This window comes from Arthrobacter sp. Ms25 (assembly GCF_059090365.1).
On the sequence record NZ_JBNHFP010000003.1, the window covers coordinates 347988 to 362993 of the forward strand.

Annotated in this window: 13 protein-coding genes; 8 read left to right on the forward strand and 5 right to left on the reverse strand. The window is 66.1% G+C overall.

What is annotated here, in order from left to right:
* Window positions 1-74 precede the first annotated feature (74 nt).
* Window positions 75-1325 carry a dual-specificity RNA methyltransferase RlmN gene (gene rlmN / locus AC5RT8_RS09815; protein WP_494095516.1) on the forward strand — a complete coding sequence of 417 codons (1251 nt, stop codon included), beginning with the start codon at window positions 75-77 and terminating at the stop codon, window positions 1323-1325.
* A gap of 122 nt (window positions 1326-1447) precedes the next feature.
* On the opposite strand, the gene AC5RT8_RS09820 is transcribed toward rlmN, so the two are convergent.
* Both AC5RT8_RS09820 and purB read right to left on the reverse strand, forming a co-directional pair.
* A complete protein-coding gene (locus tag AC5RT8_RS09820; protein ID WP_494095517.1) occupies window positions 1448-2122 on the reverse strand; it encodes a PadR family transcriptional regulator in 675 nt (224 codons plus the stop codon).
* Between the two features lie 208 nt (window positions 2123-2330).
* Entirely contained in the window at window positions 2331-3746 is a 1416-nt protein-coding gene (gene purB / locus AC5RT8_RS09825; protein WP_494095518.1) for an adenylosuccinate lyase, read from the reverse strand.
* A 279-nt stretch (window positions 3747-4025) separates the two neighbouring features.
* On the opposite strand from purB, the gene AC5RT8_RS09830 reads away from it, so the two are divergent.
* The gene (locus AC5RT8_RS09830) at window positions 4026-4268 is read left to right on the forward strand and encodes a hypothetical protein (RefSeq protein ID WP_494095519.1); all 243 of its coding nucleotides are present in this window, start codon (window positions 4026-4028) and stop codon (window positions 4266-4268) included.
* A gap of 18 nt (window positions 4269-4286) precedes the next feature.
* Window positions 4287-5705: a hypothetical protein gene (locus AC5RT8_RS09835; RefSeq protein WP_494095520.1), complete on the forward strand. Its 1419-nt coding sequence runs from the start codon at window positions 4287-4289 to the stop codon at window positions 5703-5705.
* Window positions 5706-5801: 96 nt separating this feature from the next.
* Here AC5RT8_RS09835 and AC5RT8_RS09840 read toward each other — a convergent pair whose 3' ends face one another.
* The gene (locus tag AC5RT8_RS09840) at window positions 5802-6221 is read right to left on the reverse strand and encodes a phage holin family protein (RefSeq protein WP_494095521.1); all 420 of its coding nucleotides are present in this window, start codon (window positions 6219-6221) and stop codon (window positions 5802-5804) included.
* A gap of 41 nt (window positions 6222-6262) precedes the next feature.
* On the opposite strand from AC5RT8_RS09840, the gene AC5RT8_RS09845 reads away from it, so the two are divergent.
* The 4 genes from AC5RT8_RS09845 (at window position 6263) to AC5RT8_RS09860 (ending at window position 11205) form a co-directional block, all read left to right on the forward strand.
* Window positions 6263-7396 (forward strand): histidinol-phosphate transaminase, encoded by a 1134-nt coding sequence (locus tag AC5RT8_RS09845; RefSeq protein ID WP_494095522.1) that lies wholly within the window; start codon window positions 6263-6265, stop codon window positions 7394-7396.
* A 143-nt stretch (window positions 7397-7539) separates the two neighbouring features.
* Entirely contained in the window at window positions 7540-8772 is a 1233-nt protein-coding gene (pdhA, locus tag AC5RT8_RS09850; RefSeq protein ID WP_494095523.1) for a pyruvate dehydrogenase (acetyl-transferring) E1 component subunit alpha, read from the forward strand.
* Entirely contained in the window at window positions 8769-9746 is a 978-nt protein-coding gene (locus tag AC5RT8_RS09855; RefSeq protein WP_494095524.1) for an alpha-ketoacid dehydrogenase subunit beta, read from the forward strand. Before pdhA ends, AC5RT8_RS09855 begins: the two co-directional genes overlap by 4 nt.
* A 43-nt stretch (window positions 9747-9789) precedes the next feature.
* Window positions 9790-11205 (forward strand): dihydrolipoamide acetyltransferase family protein, encoded by a 1416-nt coding sequence (locus tag AC5RT8_RS09860; RefSeq protein ID WP_494095525.1) that lies wholly within the window; start codon window positions 9790-9792, stop codon window positions 11203-11205.
* Window positions 11206-11240: 35 nt separating this feature from the next.
* Here the strand turns inward: AC5RT8_RS09860 and AC5RT8_RS09865 are convergent, their stop codons facing one another.
* Both AC5RT8_RS09865 and AC5RT8_RS09870 read right to left on the reverse strand, forming a co-directional pair.
* Window positions 11241-12536 (reverse strand): aminotransferase-like domain-containing protein, encoded by a 1296-nt coding sequence (locus AC5RT8_RS09865; RefSeq protein WP_494095526.1) that lies wholly within the window; start codon window positions 12534-12536, stop codon window positions 11241-11243.
* Between the two features lie 68 nt (window positions 12537-12604).
* Window positions 12605-13573, reverse strand: coding sequence for a helix-turn-helix transcriptional regulator (locus AC5RT8_RS09870; protein ID WP_494095527.1), 969 nt, complete (start codon window positions 13571-13573; stop codon window positions 12605-12607).
* 472 nt (window positions 13574-14045) lie between these two features.
* Here AC5RT8_RS09870 and AC5RT8_RS09875 point away from each other — a divergent pair, with 472 nt between their 5' ends.
* Complete coding sequence (locus AC5RT8_RS09875; protein WP_494095528.1) at window positions 14046-15005, forward strand: lantibiotic dehydratase C-terminal domain-containing protein; 960 nt, start codon at window positions 14046-14048, stop codon at window positions 15003-15005.
* Window position 15006 lies beyond the last annotated feature (1 nt).

Here is a 15006-nt window from a genome sequence, read left to right on the forward strand (position 1 = left end):
GGCCGTGTTTCCGAAGTGTGCCGCCCCGGCAAAAGGAATGTTCCGCACATGCGAACCGTGCGAGAATAGTGGCGATGTCAACTGTCGATTCTTCCCCCGCCAAAAAGTCCGAGCAGCGCCGTGTCCGCTCGGTTCCCACCGCCACCGGACCGCAGGTCCGCCCCGCCACGGAGGGTTGGGAACAGGCCAAGGAGCCCGACGGCCGCCCCCTGCTGCAGTTCAAATCGCCGCGTGTGTCCCAGCCGCCGGCTCATCTGGCCGATATGACGCTGGCCGAACGCCAGGAGAAGCTCAAGTCCCTGGGCCTGCCCGCCTTCCGCGCGAAGCAGCTTTCGGTGCACTACTTCCAGCATTACACCACCGATCCCGAGGCCATGAGCGACCTCCCGAAGGAGCGCCGCGACGAGCTGGTGGGGGAGATGTTCCCGACGCTGCTCACCGAGGTCAAGCGCCTGACCACGGATAACGGCGACACCATCAAGTTCCTCTGGCGCCTCTTTGACGGTTCCCTCGTCGAGTCCGTGCTGATGCGCTACCCCGGCCGCATCACCCTGTGCGTGTCCAGCCAGTGCGGCTGCGGCATGAACTGCCCGTTCTGCGCCACCGGCCAGGCCGGCTTGACCCGCAACATGTCGACCGCGGAAATCCTGGACCAGATTGTCCAGGCCAACCGGGTGATCGCCGAGGGCGGCCTGGGCGGCAAACGGCGCGACGGCGGGCACGACGCCGAGCGCGTCACCAACATTGTGTTCATGGGCATGGGCGAGCCGCTGGCCAACTACAAGCGTGTGATGAACGCAGTCCACCGCATGGCCGCCGAGGCCCCGGAGGGCCTGGGCATGAGCGCCCGCAACATCACCGTCTCCACCGTGGGCCTGGTCCCGGCCATCAAGAAGCTTGCCGAGGAGAACATCCCGGTGACCTTCGCGCTGAGCCTGCATGCGCCCGACGACGAGCTGCGCGATGAGCTGATCCCGGTCAACAGCCGCTGGAAGGTGGATGAGGCGCTGGACGCCGCGTACAACTACTACCGCGTCACCGGCCGCCGCGTGTCCATCGAGTACGCGTTGATCAAGGACATGAACGACCACGCCTGGCGCGCTGACCTGCTGGCCAAGAAGCTCAATGCCCGCGGCCGCGGCTGGGTGCACGTGAACCCGATTCCGCTGAACCCGACACCGGGCTCCATCTGGACCTCCCCGGAGCCCGAGGTCATCGATGAATTCATCAAGCACCTCATTGACGCGGGCGTCCCCACCACGGTCCGGGACACCCGCGGCAAGGAAATCGACGGCGCCTGCGGCCAGCTGGCCGCGGCGGACTAGTTCGCTTATTAACGACGACGGCGGGGCCGGGCAATTGTGCCCGGCCCCGCCGTTTTTGGCGGTGCTCGCTCCTGTTCCGGACTTTTCCGTGGTCCCCTCAGGGTCCTGGGCCCGGATGTTGGTCAGGTTTCGGAGGAGTCCGTTGCCCCGTCCGGGGTTTCGCCGGCAAGGATCAGGTACAGGGACCGCTTCGTTTCGCCCAGCAGGGCCGCGGCGGCGGTTACCTGCTCCGGGTCCCCGGCCATCCCGACCTGGCGGGTGGCCGCTGCGAGCTCGTGCAGCAGGGCGCGCAGGTCCGGGCCGCTGTGGGCGCTGTTGAAGTCGCCGAACGGGTCTGAGGTTTCGGCCTGCGCGGCGGCCCGGCCTTCCTCGGTAAGGCTGGCCAGTTTGCGGCCGCCGTTGACCTCGATGGTGACCAGGCCTTCATCCTCCAGCTGGGCCAGCGTGGGATAGATGGCACCCGGGCTGGGCTGCCAGCGGCCGTTGGTGCCTTCGCTGATGGCCTGGATCAGCTGGTAGCCGTGCATGGGCTCCTGGGCCAGCAGCAGCAGGACGGCTGCGCGTACATCGCCGCGCCCTGCCCGACGTCCGCCCGGTCCGTGGTGGCCCCTGCCGCGGCCGCGCATGCCCGGCGGCATCGCGTCGAAGCCGCGGGGTCCGCCGGGACCGAATCCGCCCAGTCCTCCGGGGCCTCCGGGGCCGAAGCCGCCGCTGCCTGCACCGGCTCCGGGGGAGTGGTGGCGGTGCGGCTCCTGCACCGTGGCCTCGGGTGTGACAAAGGGATGGAATCTACGCATGGCCTTTTCCTTCCGACTGCTGCCGTGAATCTTCAAAGGAACGCTTCGAGAACATCACGTTATATCGCGAGCGGTCTGAGGTTCAAGGGTCGAGACGCCGAAAATCGAGAAGGCACGAATTACCGTTTTCCAGGCCGAAAACGGTAATTCGTGCCTTCTCGTACGTCTGCCTCCGGAACGGAGGACAGCCAAGGGCCGCAGGCCCGGATTACTTGAGGTGGTCGACCAAGCTCTCCGCGATGCCGGTGTACCGTGCCGGCGTGAGGCCCTGCAGGCGGGCCTCGGCATCGGCGGGAAGGCCGAGACCGGCAATGAAGTCCTTCATCCGCTCCGCGTCCACGCGGTGGCCGCGGGTGAGGTCCTTGAGCCGTTCGTAGGGGTTCTCCATGCCTTCGGTCCCGGCGACGGCCTCGGCACGCATCACCATCTGGATGGCCTCCCCGAGCACCTCCCAGTTGGCGTCCAGGTCTTCCGCGAGCACCTGCTCGGCAACGTGCAGCCGCTCGAGCCCCTTCGCTACGTTGGAAACGGCGAGCATGGAATGTCCAAAGGCCACGCCGATGTTGCGCTGGGAAGAGGAGTCGGTGAGATCGCGCTGCCACCGGGAAGTGACCAGGGTGGAGGCGAGCGTGTCGAGCAGGCCGTTGGAGATCTCCAGGTTTGCCTCGGCGTTCTCGAACCGGATCGGGTTGACCTTATGCGGCATGGTGGAGGAGCCGGTGGCGCCTTCGACGGGGACCTGCGCGAAGTAGCCGATGGAAATGTAGCTCCAGACATCCGTGCAGAAGTTGTGCAGGATGCGGTTGAACCGGGCGATGTCTGCGTAGAGTTCGGCCTGCCAGTCGTGGGATTCGATCTGGGTGGTCAGCGGGTTCCAGGTCAGGCCCAGCCCTTCCACGAAACTGCGGGCCACCTGCTGCCAGTCGGTCTGCGGAGCCGCTGCGTAGTGGGCCGCGTAGGTGCCGGTGGCGCCGTTGATCTTGCCGAGGAATTCGGTGTTGCGGATGCGGCGCAGCTGGCGGGAAAGCCGGTGGACGGTAACGGCCAGTTCCTTGCCGAGGGTGGTGGGGGTGGCCGGCTGGCCGTGGGTCCGGGAGAGCATGGGCACGGAGCGGGTGTCATCGGCCATGGCCGCGATCTGGTCCACCAGGGCCTGCGCGGCCGGCAGCCAGACGTTTTCCACGGCGCCCTTGATGCCCAGGGCGTAGGAGAGGTTGTTGATGTCTTCGGAGGTGCAGCCGAAGTGCACGAGGCTGGTCAGGTGTTCGATGCCGATGGCCGGAAGCCGGGAGGCAATGAAGTACTCGACGGCCTTGACGTCGTGCACGGTGCGCTTTTCGATCTCGCCCAGCTCCGCCACGGAGCTGCCGTCAAAGCCGGAGACAATGTCCCGCAGCCGGCGCTGCTGTTCTTCAGTGAGCGGCCCGGTGCCGGGCAGGACAGCGTTGGAGGTCAGGTGGATCAGCCATTCCACCTCCACATGCGTCCGGTCCCGGTTCAGGGCGGCTTCGGACAGGTAGTCCACCAGCGGCGCGGTGGCGCTGCGGTAGCGTCCGTCCAGCGGTCCCAGCGCAATAGCGGGAGTCACGGAGGCAAGGGAGACACGGGATTCAGATTCGGCCATGCGGCAATTCTTTCATGCCGCTGCATCGCTGCCGGTGTATGACTCTGCTTCACGCTTTTCATTGGCCGTTGTGACTGGTCCTCAACAGCAGGGTTTCCGCACGCGCGGGCCGGGCCTGTCTCCACCGGACGTGCACGGAACGCCGCGCTCCGGGGACAGGCCCGGCACCCTTGACGGACCGGCCTCATTCCCGCCGGGGTTCCGTCTGGCCCCGGCGTCACCAGGCTGGGGCATGCCGGGTGGACCATCGGTCGCTTAAGGGAGGAAACAATGAACCAAATGGCCGCTGCAGCGTACGTCCAGGAGGCGGAACGCTTACTTCGGGCGTTCGCAATGGAAACGGACGAGTTGGAGCGCGAGGTCGCCGCGGCCGGAGACGTTAAATGGGTGTCTCCAGCGGCTGCTGCGTTCCGGCATGGACTGACGGCAACGGCACAGAGGCTGCCCGATGCTTCTTCACAGTTGCGCTCGGCCGCCAGCGAGCTGCTGCTGGATCCGCTCATGTTCGCTTCGGGGAGCTAACCCGTGGGGGCGGCAGGCATGTTCGACGGAGACCGGGATCCGAAGATGTACACGGTGCGGGGAGGCGCAGCAGGTCTTCTGGTCCAGTATGAGGATCTGGTCCGGGTCGCCGGCCGGCTGGAATCGACCACGGATCGTATGCGCCTGCTCGCAGAGAGGGTGACGGAGCTGTGGCTCGAAGCCGGTGCGTTGAGTGGCGGTTCGGCGTCTGCTGACCGGGTCAGGACACGGATCGTGGAGGCAGCACACACCCTGCGGACTTCCGCTGTCGCCGTGGATGAACTTGCGGACGGGGTGCGCGAGAGCGCCCGCGCCTATACAGAGGCCGAAGGGAGGATCCAGGCACAGATCCGGTTCAAAGGCCTCTTTCCGGAGAACCCCTGGTTCGCGCGAGGCCCCTACCCCCGGGCGGAGGGATTCCCCACTCTCCTTCAAACGGAAACAGGCCTTGCGGATCCGGTCTCGGTTGCCGGGATGCATGCCGCCCGGGTGCTGCTGACCGCGGCGGGACAGGGCGGGCTGCGCCCTGTCGAGGTGTCGGCTCTTCCCGGAGAGCCGGAAAAGATCAGGGCAGAGGGAAGCGCCGCCTGGATCCTTGGACGCTCAGAAGTATTGAAACAGGAAAACCGGCCGGGCGTGATTGAAGTGATCCGGGCGGTGGGGGTGGACGGAGAACCGACGTTCGTTGTCACGCTCCCGGGCACGCAGGGCATGTTCGTTTCGAAGGAGAGCGAGAACCCCTTCGACCTGCTGGGTGTTTTCGAGCCCACCGTCGAAGACAGCCGCTACGTAACGGCAGGAGTGGCGGAGGCGTTGCGGCGTGCCGGAGCCGAGGCGGGGGACGCCGTCATTCTCTCCGGCTACAGCCAGGGCGGGGACCACGCCGCCCGTGCTGCGGTGACCCTGACCGAGGAGGGCGGCTATGACGTCATGTTCCTGATGACCGCCGGCAGCCCGACCGGCGGCACCGACCTGCCTCCCGGATTGGCGGCACTGCATCTGGAACACGTTCAGGACTGGGTGCCCGGACTTGACGGGAGGCAGAACCCGGACACGCCGGACCGGGTCACAATGACGTTGACCGATCCTGCGGCCACTCCGGAGGGTGCGAATGCCGGTTTGGGGCCGGGGCATCGGTTGGACAACTACCGCGAGGGGGCAGCGCGCGCAGATGCCAGCGATGACGCCTCGTTGAAGGCAGTGCTCGGTTCGCTCAGCGCCGCGGTTGCGGCCGGAAGCGTTGCAACCCGGCACCTCTACCGGCTCTCCCGCGAGGAACTGCAGGAGCGGCCCGTACGGGTCGTGCCGCGGTTCCGGCAGGAAACCGGACCGGCACGCTGTAACCTGCCGCCCGAACCCACACCGCGCGGGGTGCGGTTTCCGCGCAGTCCCGTACCGGGACCGGGGGAGGAATACCGTCCGTCGGTCGGGCCTTGATACTGCGGCCAAGGGGGGCGGCCTCCCTAGGCTCCCTGGCCCCGGCCCCTGCCCCCGGTCCCGGCCCCGGCCGCCTCCCGCGGGGTGCTGCAGCTACTAGCGCCTGTCCCGTGTCCGGCGGCGGCTGCCGGTGAGGGCGTCCAGCACCATGGAGACGAGGCTGATGACCACGGCACCGAGGATGGCCGTCCAGAAGAAGGAAGCAACCTCGAACCGGACGGGAGTGTAGCTGCTGAGCCAGGCCGTGAGCTCGAGCATGGCGGCATTGATGACTATGCGGAACAACCCCAAGGTCAGAACGGCCAGCGGCAGTGTCAGCCCCTGGGCAATGGGGCGGACAAGGGCGTTGACCACTCCGAAAATCAGGCCGATGAAAAGATACGCAGCCGCCGTATCCACCGTTGGATTGCCGCTGAGGCTTTCCGCGGGTGCGGTGACCGTCAGGCCGGGTAAAAGCCACCCGGCCACCCAGAGGGCAACTGCGTTCAGGACTATCCGTAGCAACAGAGAAAGCATGCCCCCATGCTGGCAGAAAAGTGACCGTTACTCTTAAGCCCATGATGACGAATGACACCGACGCAGCTGAAGTTCCCGCACCCGGCATTGCCCATCGGCCCGTTATCGGGGCGCTGCCCCAATACAAGGCAGGCAAGCCGCCGGTGGTTGTCGAAGGACTCCCGAGCTACAAGCTGTCCTCCAACGAGAACCCGTACCCGCCGCTGCCCGCCGTGCTGGAAGCGATCAGCGCCTCCGCTGCCGTGAACCGCTATCCCGACCCCCTCTCCACCGCACTGCGGAACGAGCTGTCCGCGTTCCTTGATGTCCCTGCGGAAGACATCGTGACGGGCGCAGGCAGTCTGGGAGCGCTGAACCAGCTGCTGGCTGCCTTTGCGGGACAGAACCCGGACGGAGCCGTCGATGAGGTCATCTACGCCTGGCGTTCCTTTGAGGCGTACCCCATCAGTGTCGGCCTGGCCGGCGCTCAAAGCGTCCAGGTGCCGCTGAACGCCGACGGCACGCACAACCTGGAGGCCATGGCCCAGGCCGTCACCGCGCGGACCAAGGTGATCCTGCTCTGCACCCCGAACAACCCGACGGGCCCGGTGCTGACCACTGCCCAGGTTGTGGATTTCCTGGATAAGGTTCCTTCACATGTGATCGTCGTGATCGATGAAGCGTACGAGGACTTCGTACGGGACGATGATGCGGTCAACGGCATCGACATGTACCGCAGCCACCCTAATGTAGTGGTGCTGAGGACATTCTCCAAGGGTGCAGGACTGGCCGGACTGCGCGTGGGCTACTCCGTGTCGCATGCTCCCGTTACCCGGCATCTCCGGGTGGCGGCAGTTCCGTTTGCGGTCTCCACCATTGCCGAGCAGGCGGCAGTGGCTTCCCTGCGGCACCACGACCAACTTGTGGAGAGAATACAAGGACTAGTGGCCGAACGGACACGCGTGGTGGAGGGACTGGAGGCTCTGGGGTGGTCCGTTCCCGCCGCGCAGGGCAACTTCGTGTGGCTGGGCCTGGGCGAGAATACCCCCGAGTTTGCGGCTCTGGCGGAGCAGCAGGCCCTGGCCGTGAGGGCGTTCGGTAACGAAGGTGTGAGGGTCACCATCGGCGAGGAGGAAGCCAATACGCGGTTCCTCGCATTATGTGCGACTTATACAAAAGGCCCCCGCGTTTCCTAGCGTGTCTTAGGTAGGGGCGAGAGCCGCGCCGTCGTTAGGCTTTGGAAGGTAACTTCCCCATATATGCGGAACCGGGAATATATTCCCGGTGCGGTATATTTCTAGCGCGGTGCGGCTTTCGGCTGTCCAGGCGAGGAGTAGGCATGGACGTAGGACACTTGCCGGCCAGTGAGTTCGACTCGGCCGGGATTGAGCAATCCCTCATGGGAGCTCCGGAGGAGAACCCTGTCCCGGACATGGTGCAGCTGCTCACCATCGATGGGGAGCTGGTGCAGGACGAGACCTACAGCAGTTACATCCAGGAGCTGACCCCCGAGGAGCTCCGCGGGTTCTACCGCGACATGTTCCTGGTCCGCCGGTTCGACGAAGAAGCCACTGCGCTTCAGCGGCAGGGCGAGCTCGTGATGTGGGTTCCGCTCACCGGCCAGGAAGGCGCGCAGATCGGTTCCGGCCGTGCCCTGCTGCCACAGGACTACGTTTTCCCCACCTACCGCGAGCACGGCGTCGCCTACACGCGCGGCTTGGATCTTACCCACCTGCTGCGCCGTTTCCGCGGCATCTCGCACGGCGGCTGGGACCCCCGGGAGGCAAACTTCCACCTGTACACGCTTGTGCTGGCCGCACAGGTGCCGCACGCGGTCGGTTACGCCATGGGCATGTCCCGTGACCGGCTGGTGGATCCCAAGCTGCCCGAAGCCGCCACGGTGGCGTACTTCGGCGACGGCGCGAGCTCCGAAGGCGATGTGCACGAAGGCATGGTCTTTGCGGCGTCCTACAACGCGCCGGTGGTGTTCTTCTGCCAGAACAACCACTGGGCCATCTCCGTCCCGACCGAGGTCCAGTCGCGGATCCCCTTGGCCAACCGGGCGCGGGGCTACGGCTTCCCCGGTATACGGGTGGACGGTAACGACGTCCTGGCTGTCCATGCGGTGACGCGCTGGGCCCTGGAACACGCCCGTTCCGGTGCCGGTCCAGTCTTGGTCGAAGCCTTTACCTACCGGATGAGCGCGCACACGACGGCGGACGATCCCACCAAATACCGCCTCAGTGCCGACGAGGAAGCCTGGCTGGACCGGGACCCGCTGCTCCGGATGGAAAAGTACCTGCGCAGCCAGGGGCTGGCGGACGACGCGTTCTTCGAGGAACTCCGGGAAGAGGGCGGCACCATGGCCGTCCGGCTCCGGGAAAGCGTCCAGCAGATGGAGGCGCCTGGGTTTGAGGATGCCTTCACCGATGTGTACGCCGAAGCCCATCCGCTGATCCGCGAGGAACTGGATGCCCACCGCCGGTATGAGGCAGGGTTTGCGAACGACGACGCCGCCCCTTCCCCCGACCACGCCACGTCCCAGCCTGCCTCCCGGGAGCACAACGCATGAGCACCACCATGACCATGGCCAAGGCCATCAACGCCGGCCTGCGCGCAGCCCTCGAAGCGCACCCGAACTCGCTGCTGATGGGCGAGGACATCGGATCGCTCGGCGGCGTCTACCGCGTCACCGAGGGCCTGAAGGCGGACTTCGGCGCGGACCGCGTCATGGACACTCCGTTGGCCGAATCGGGAATCATCGGCACGGCCATCGGTCTGGCCCTGCGCGGCTACCTGCCCGTCTGTGAGATCCAGTTCGACGGATTCGTGTTCCCGGGCTTCAACCAGATCACCACGCAGCTGGCCAAGATGCACTCCCGCAGCGAAGGTGTGCTCAGTGCCCCCGTGGTCATCCGGATTCCCTACGGCGGGGGCATCGGCTCGATCGAACACCACTCGGAATCGCCCGAGGCGCTCTTTGCCCACACCGCAGGACTGCGCATCATCACGCCGTCGAATCCCCAGGACGCCTACTGGATGATTCAGCAGGCCGTGACCTGCAAGGACCCGGTCATCGTCTTTGAACCCAAGCGCCGCTACTGGCTCAAGGGCGACGTGGACACCACTGCGCCGACGTCTGATCCGTTCTCCGCGCACGTTGTCCGCGAGGGCACCGACGCCACCATTGTTGCGTACGGTCCGCTGGTGCCCGTTGCCCTGGCGGCGGCTGCTGCTGCGGAAGAAGACGGACGGTCCGTGGAGGTGGTGGATCTGCGGTCCATTTCGCCGATCGACTTCGACACCGTTACGGAGTCCGTGCGCAAGACCGGACGGCTGATCGTGACCCATGAGGCGCCGACCTTCGGCGGGATCGGCGGCGAAATCGCCGCACGCGTGGCAGAACGCGCGTTCCTGTCCCTCGAGGCGCCGGTTCTGCGTGTGGGCGGCTTCCACATGCCGTACCCGGTGGCCAAGGTTGAGGAACATTACCTGCCGGATATCGACCGCCTGCTGGAAGCGCTGGACCGCTCCTTCGCATACTGATGCGCCCCTTCCTGCCCCAGCCAATGACCAAGAACGAGATGCCATGACTGAAAAGACATTCCGCCTGCCGGACGTGGGCGAAGGCCTGACCGAAGCCGATATCGTGCAGTGGAAGGTCGCGCCGGGCGACACGGTTGCCGTCAATGACGTGATCGTGGAAATCGAAACCGCCAAATCCCTGGTGGAGCTTCCCTCGCCTTACGCCGGCACGGTGTCTTCCCTCATGGTGGAGGAAGGCGAAACCGTCGACGTCGGAACGCCCATCATCAGCGTGACGGTCGGCACCGGATCCGGGACCGCGACGCCGCGTGCGGACCGCGCAGTTTCCGCGGAGGCTCCGGAAACCCCGGAGGCACCGGAGGCCCCGCCGACGCCTGCGGCAGAAGCTCCGCGTGCCTCGCTGACAGGTACCGGCCCCAAGCCTGATGCCGTGCGGCGCCGTCCGCGCCGCCCCTCCGGCACGGTGCCGGCTCCCGCTCCCGCGGGGGACCGGCCCGTCCCGGCGCCATCCGAAACACCGGCAGCGTCCGAAACGCCGGCGCCGTCCGGAACCGAGCAGGACCGGGCCGCCCGGATGACCCAGCGTGTGCTGGCCAAGCCGCCGGTCCGCAAGGCCGCAAAGGACCTGGGCATCAATCTGGCAGACGTCCCGGCCACGGGTGCCAGCGGGGAAGTGACCAAGCAGGACCTGATCGGCTTCCAGGCGCAGCGTGAGGCAGAGCGCCAGCCGGCGGGCGGGTTCCGGTCGCCGGGCAGTGAGGCGGATGGTGCCCGGATTGAACGGATCCCCGTCAAGGGGGTGCGCAGGGCTACGGCAAAGGCCATGGTGGAAAGCGCCTTCAGCGCACCCCATGTCAGCATCTTCGTGGACGTGGATGCGTCCCGGACCATGGAGTTCGTCCAGCGACTGAAGGCCTCCAAGGACTTCGAGGGCATCAAGGTTTCGCCGCTGCTGGTCCTGGCCAAAGCGGTCATCTGGGCGGCGGCGCGCAACCCGTCGGTGAACGCCACCTGGGCCGGCGACGAGATCCTGGTCAAGCACTTCATGAATCTCGGCATTGCGGCAGCCACCCCGCGCGGACTGATGGTGCCGAACATCAAGGAGGCGCAGGATCTTTCGCTGAAGGAACTTGCGGTCGCCCTGAACACCCTTGCGGCAACTGCCCGGGAAGGCCGGACGCCGCCTGCCGATATGCGGGACGGCACCCTGACCGTCACCAACATCGGGTCGCTGGGCATCGACACGGGCACCCCGATCATCAACCCGGGGGAAGTGGCCATCGTGGCGTTCGGAACCATCAAGCAGAAGCCCTGGGTGGTCGACGGACAGGTGGTGCCGCGCTGGATCACGACCCTGGGCGGGTCCTTTGACCACCGCGTGGTCGACGGCGACCTGTCGGCCCGGTTTATGGCCGACGTCGCGTCCATCCTGGAGGAGCCTGCCCTGCTGCTGGAGTGAGCGGTCCGCGGGCGCCGAACCGCCGTCGTCGTTGCCTAGCGGACTGTCGCTGCCGCGACGGCGGCGGTGAGGATCGGCGCCAGCCGGCGGACGCCTTCGGCAATGTCCTCGGAGGACACCGCGCTGAACGCCAGCCGCAGTTTGTTGGACGGGCCCTCTCCGGGGGTAAAGGCTGCCCCCGGGATGAAGACCGTCCCGGCGTCGATGGCTTCATACAGCAGGGGATAGCTGTCCACGCCCTCGGGCAGCGTCAGCCAGATAAAGAACCCGCCGTCCGGCCGGGTCCAGGTGACTCCCTCGGGCATGTGCTCCTCCAGGGCTGCGAGCATGGAGGCGCAGCGCTCCGCATACAGTGCCCGGGAATCCCGGACATGCCCCATCCAGTCGTAGTCGCGCAGGTAAGCGGAAACAAGCATCTGGGTCAGCGGCGAAGGGCAGAGGACCACGGCTTCGCAGGCCAGATAGAAGCGGCGGTAGAGATGGCGCGGGATCAGTGCCCATCCAAGGCGCACCCCGGGGGCGAAGATCTTCGAAAACGAGCCGAGATACAGAACGTCCTGCGGGTTGTCTGCCCGCATTGGTGGCAGCGGCTCGCCGTCAAAACGCAGCAGGCCGTACGGATTGTCCTCCAGGACCAGGATGTTGTTGCGCGAGCAGATGTCCACCACGGCCTGCCGCCGTTCGGCGCTCAGCGTGACGCCGCTGGGATTGTTGAAGCTGGGAATCGTGTAGAGCAGCTTGATGGTTTTCCCCTCGGCACGCAGCTCCCCGATGCGCTGCTCGAGGGCCTCGGGGACCAGGCCGTCGTCGTCCATCGGCGCGGTCTGCACGTCCACTTCATAGGCCTCGAAGGCATTCAGTGCCCCCACGTAGGTGGGGTTTTCGCAGAGGATCACGTCGCCGGGGTCGCAGAAAACCTTTGCTGCCACGTCCTGGGCCGACTGGGAGCCGGTGGTGATGACAATGTCCGCCGGATCGGCGTCGAGGATCCCTTCCGCCGCCATGACCTGGCAGGCCTGTGCCCGCAGCTCTTCCATCCCCTGTCCGCCGCCGTACTGGAGCGCCTCGAGTCCGTGCTCGGCGATGATGTTCTGCGCGGTCCTGCCCAGGTCCTCCAGCGGCAGCGACCGCAGGTACGGGCTGCCCCCGGCCAGGGAAATCAGGCCGGGGCGGATGGAGATGTCAAAGACATCGCGCACGGCCGACTGCTTGATGTGGAAGGCGCGGTTGGAGAAGAGCATTTCGTGCCGGTGGGAGCCGGCGGCACGTTCCAGTGCGGCCATGGTGTCTACAGGTAGTTCTACGGCATCGGAGAATTCCTCGCGGGTCATGCACCCCATGCTAACCCGGCAAGTTAACCGTCATGCAACGGCTGTTTAGTTCACTGGTCTCCCCGAAGCTAGATCCAGCCGGCCTTATGCGCCTTGATCCCCGCTTGGAACCGGCTCTCGGCCCCCAGCTCTTCCAGCATCCAGGCGATATGGCGGCGGCACGTGCGCACGCTGATCCCCACCCGGCGGGCAATGGCTTCATCCGAGTAACCGGACGCCAGCGCCGTCAGGACCGCCCGCTGCGTGCTGGTGAGGTCCTCCCTGCCGGGATTGTCGGTCAGGAAGGGTTCCGCCAGGCCCCAGGCAAACTCGAAGAGCAGTCCGAAGATCCGGATCAGGTTGGAATCCCGCACCACCAGCCCGGCTACGTCGCCCGGATGCAGGTCGCGGGCGACGACTGCGACTTTCTCATCGAAGATAAGGGTCCGCAGGGGCATGTACGGAAGGGTGCGGAACTGCCCGCCGGCTTCGGTGATGATCTGCACCGCCTTGCGGGTAGGCACATGGTCGCGTGTGCTCGCGTGGTACAGCGTTTGCCGCCTCACGCCGCTGCGCAGCAGGTCCAGGTCCTTTTGCACGCTTTCCTCGTGGATGTCGGCATTGGCGCCCCGTCCCGGGCGGGCAATCAGGACACGGTCGGTGGCACTGCGTCCATATTCGATCAGCACCCGCTGGACTTTTTCCTGCTCCTCGACCACCTCCACCGATGAATCGGAAGCAAGGCGTTTGCGTGCCTCCGCGTACGCCGGTGTCAATGCGGCCATCTCCCGGCGGCGGGCGTTGATCCTGCCGCGCAGTTCCAGCAGGGCACGTTCGTCCGGATCAACCAGTTCGGCGAGTGCGACATCGGGGGAGACGGCCGTGTAGCTGGGGCAGTCGTCAGCCTGCTTGAGCAGAAGGCAGCGTGCCGTCAGTTCCGTGATGGCGGTGTCGATCACCCGGCTGGTGTACCCCAAGGCTTCGGAGGCCTCCTCCGCCGTCCATCCCGGGCGGCTTACGGCAAAGCGGTAGACGTCGAGCGACACCTGAGACAGCACGGCGCATCCTTTCCCCAAGATCTGCTGAAGCCCCCAGAGCTACCCTACCCAGCGGGTGCCCATTGCGGTCCGGATGTGGCAAAAGTGTTTTATGACTGCAACACACTTTGTAATGCAGGACATGGCCGCTTAATGACACCGGCGCCAGCGCGCTGCCCCTGCCGCGCAAAGGCGGCGGCGTTGCCCGTTGTGCGGCGACCGGGACCCCTGCACGGTACTTTTCGGGTCCACATCCGGACATGTCCGGAACCGGGCAGCGGAGGCTATTTACAGGCCGTGCAGCGGCGGGGGAAGCTTTCGGAGTCAAATCAAGGCGCCGGCTGAGCAACAGCCCAAGACCCAAGGGGGATAGCGATCATGAAGAGCTGGGACTGGTTCTAACCGAAGGCCCGCACCGGGCCGACCTTTCGTAAACAGAACAATTGCAAGGCCGCCAGGCGGCGGTAACCGCACCCCGAGGGGAAAGATGCATATGAGCCAGCTAGCTGCAGTTCGCCCAGCCTCACGAACGCAACCAAGTGCTCATTGGTGGTCACTCTCCATCCATACCGGGGGCTTCGATGTAGCGGACGGCATCATTGGAGAACTGGTTACCCCGCTGGCGGCTCAGGCGCAGGTCCTTGGGGCGCAGCGGTGGTATTTCACCCGGTGCACGGATCCGGTCCATGCGCACGTAAAACTCCGGGTGCTGGCAAGTACGAACACGCTGGACCGGCTGCAGTCATTGCTGGTGGCGCTGCAGGAACAATCCAGCGGTGTCATCGGGCACCTGGAAACCAGCCAGCAGTTCAGCGAACCGGCCACGGACCGGCTCAGCCCCGGAGGCAGCGATCCGCAGGACCCGCGGGTTGAGGCGGACCTCGCGAAGTACGGCGGCGTAGAGGGGCTAGCCCTTGCCGAGGAAGTCTTCGAACTTTCCTCGGACCTGGCCAGCTGGGCCACCGCGCGGTTCCCCAAGGTCCAAAACCGCTGGGCACTGGGTTCTCTCCTGCTGTTTGATGCGGCCCGAAGCATGATGAAGGGTCCGAGGGCATCTGCCTGGCCGGACCGCCGCCGTCTTTCCTGGGACTATTACTGGGACAGCCACCTGCGCAGCTGCACTGCGGGGTTCGGCCCCCGGGCAGCCGGGGTGAGGCAGGCCATGACAGTCCAGGTGGGGGCAAAGGTCATGCCGACGCACCGGCTGATGGCAGCGACAGCGGCCGAATCCGCCGTCGAAAACTGGCGCCGCCGCTGGTTCCGCGGTATCGACACGTACCTCTACCGTGCGGACAAAGCCCGGCTGAGCCGAAGCGCCCAGCACCTGACGGTCTACCAGGCCCATATGCTCCTGAACCGGCTGGGCCTAAGCCTGCGCGAAGAAGCGGCCATGGGGTTGTATGCGCGCACCTGGAGCCCGGAACGCGAGTCTGTTCTGCTCGATAAGCGCTGAC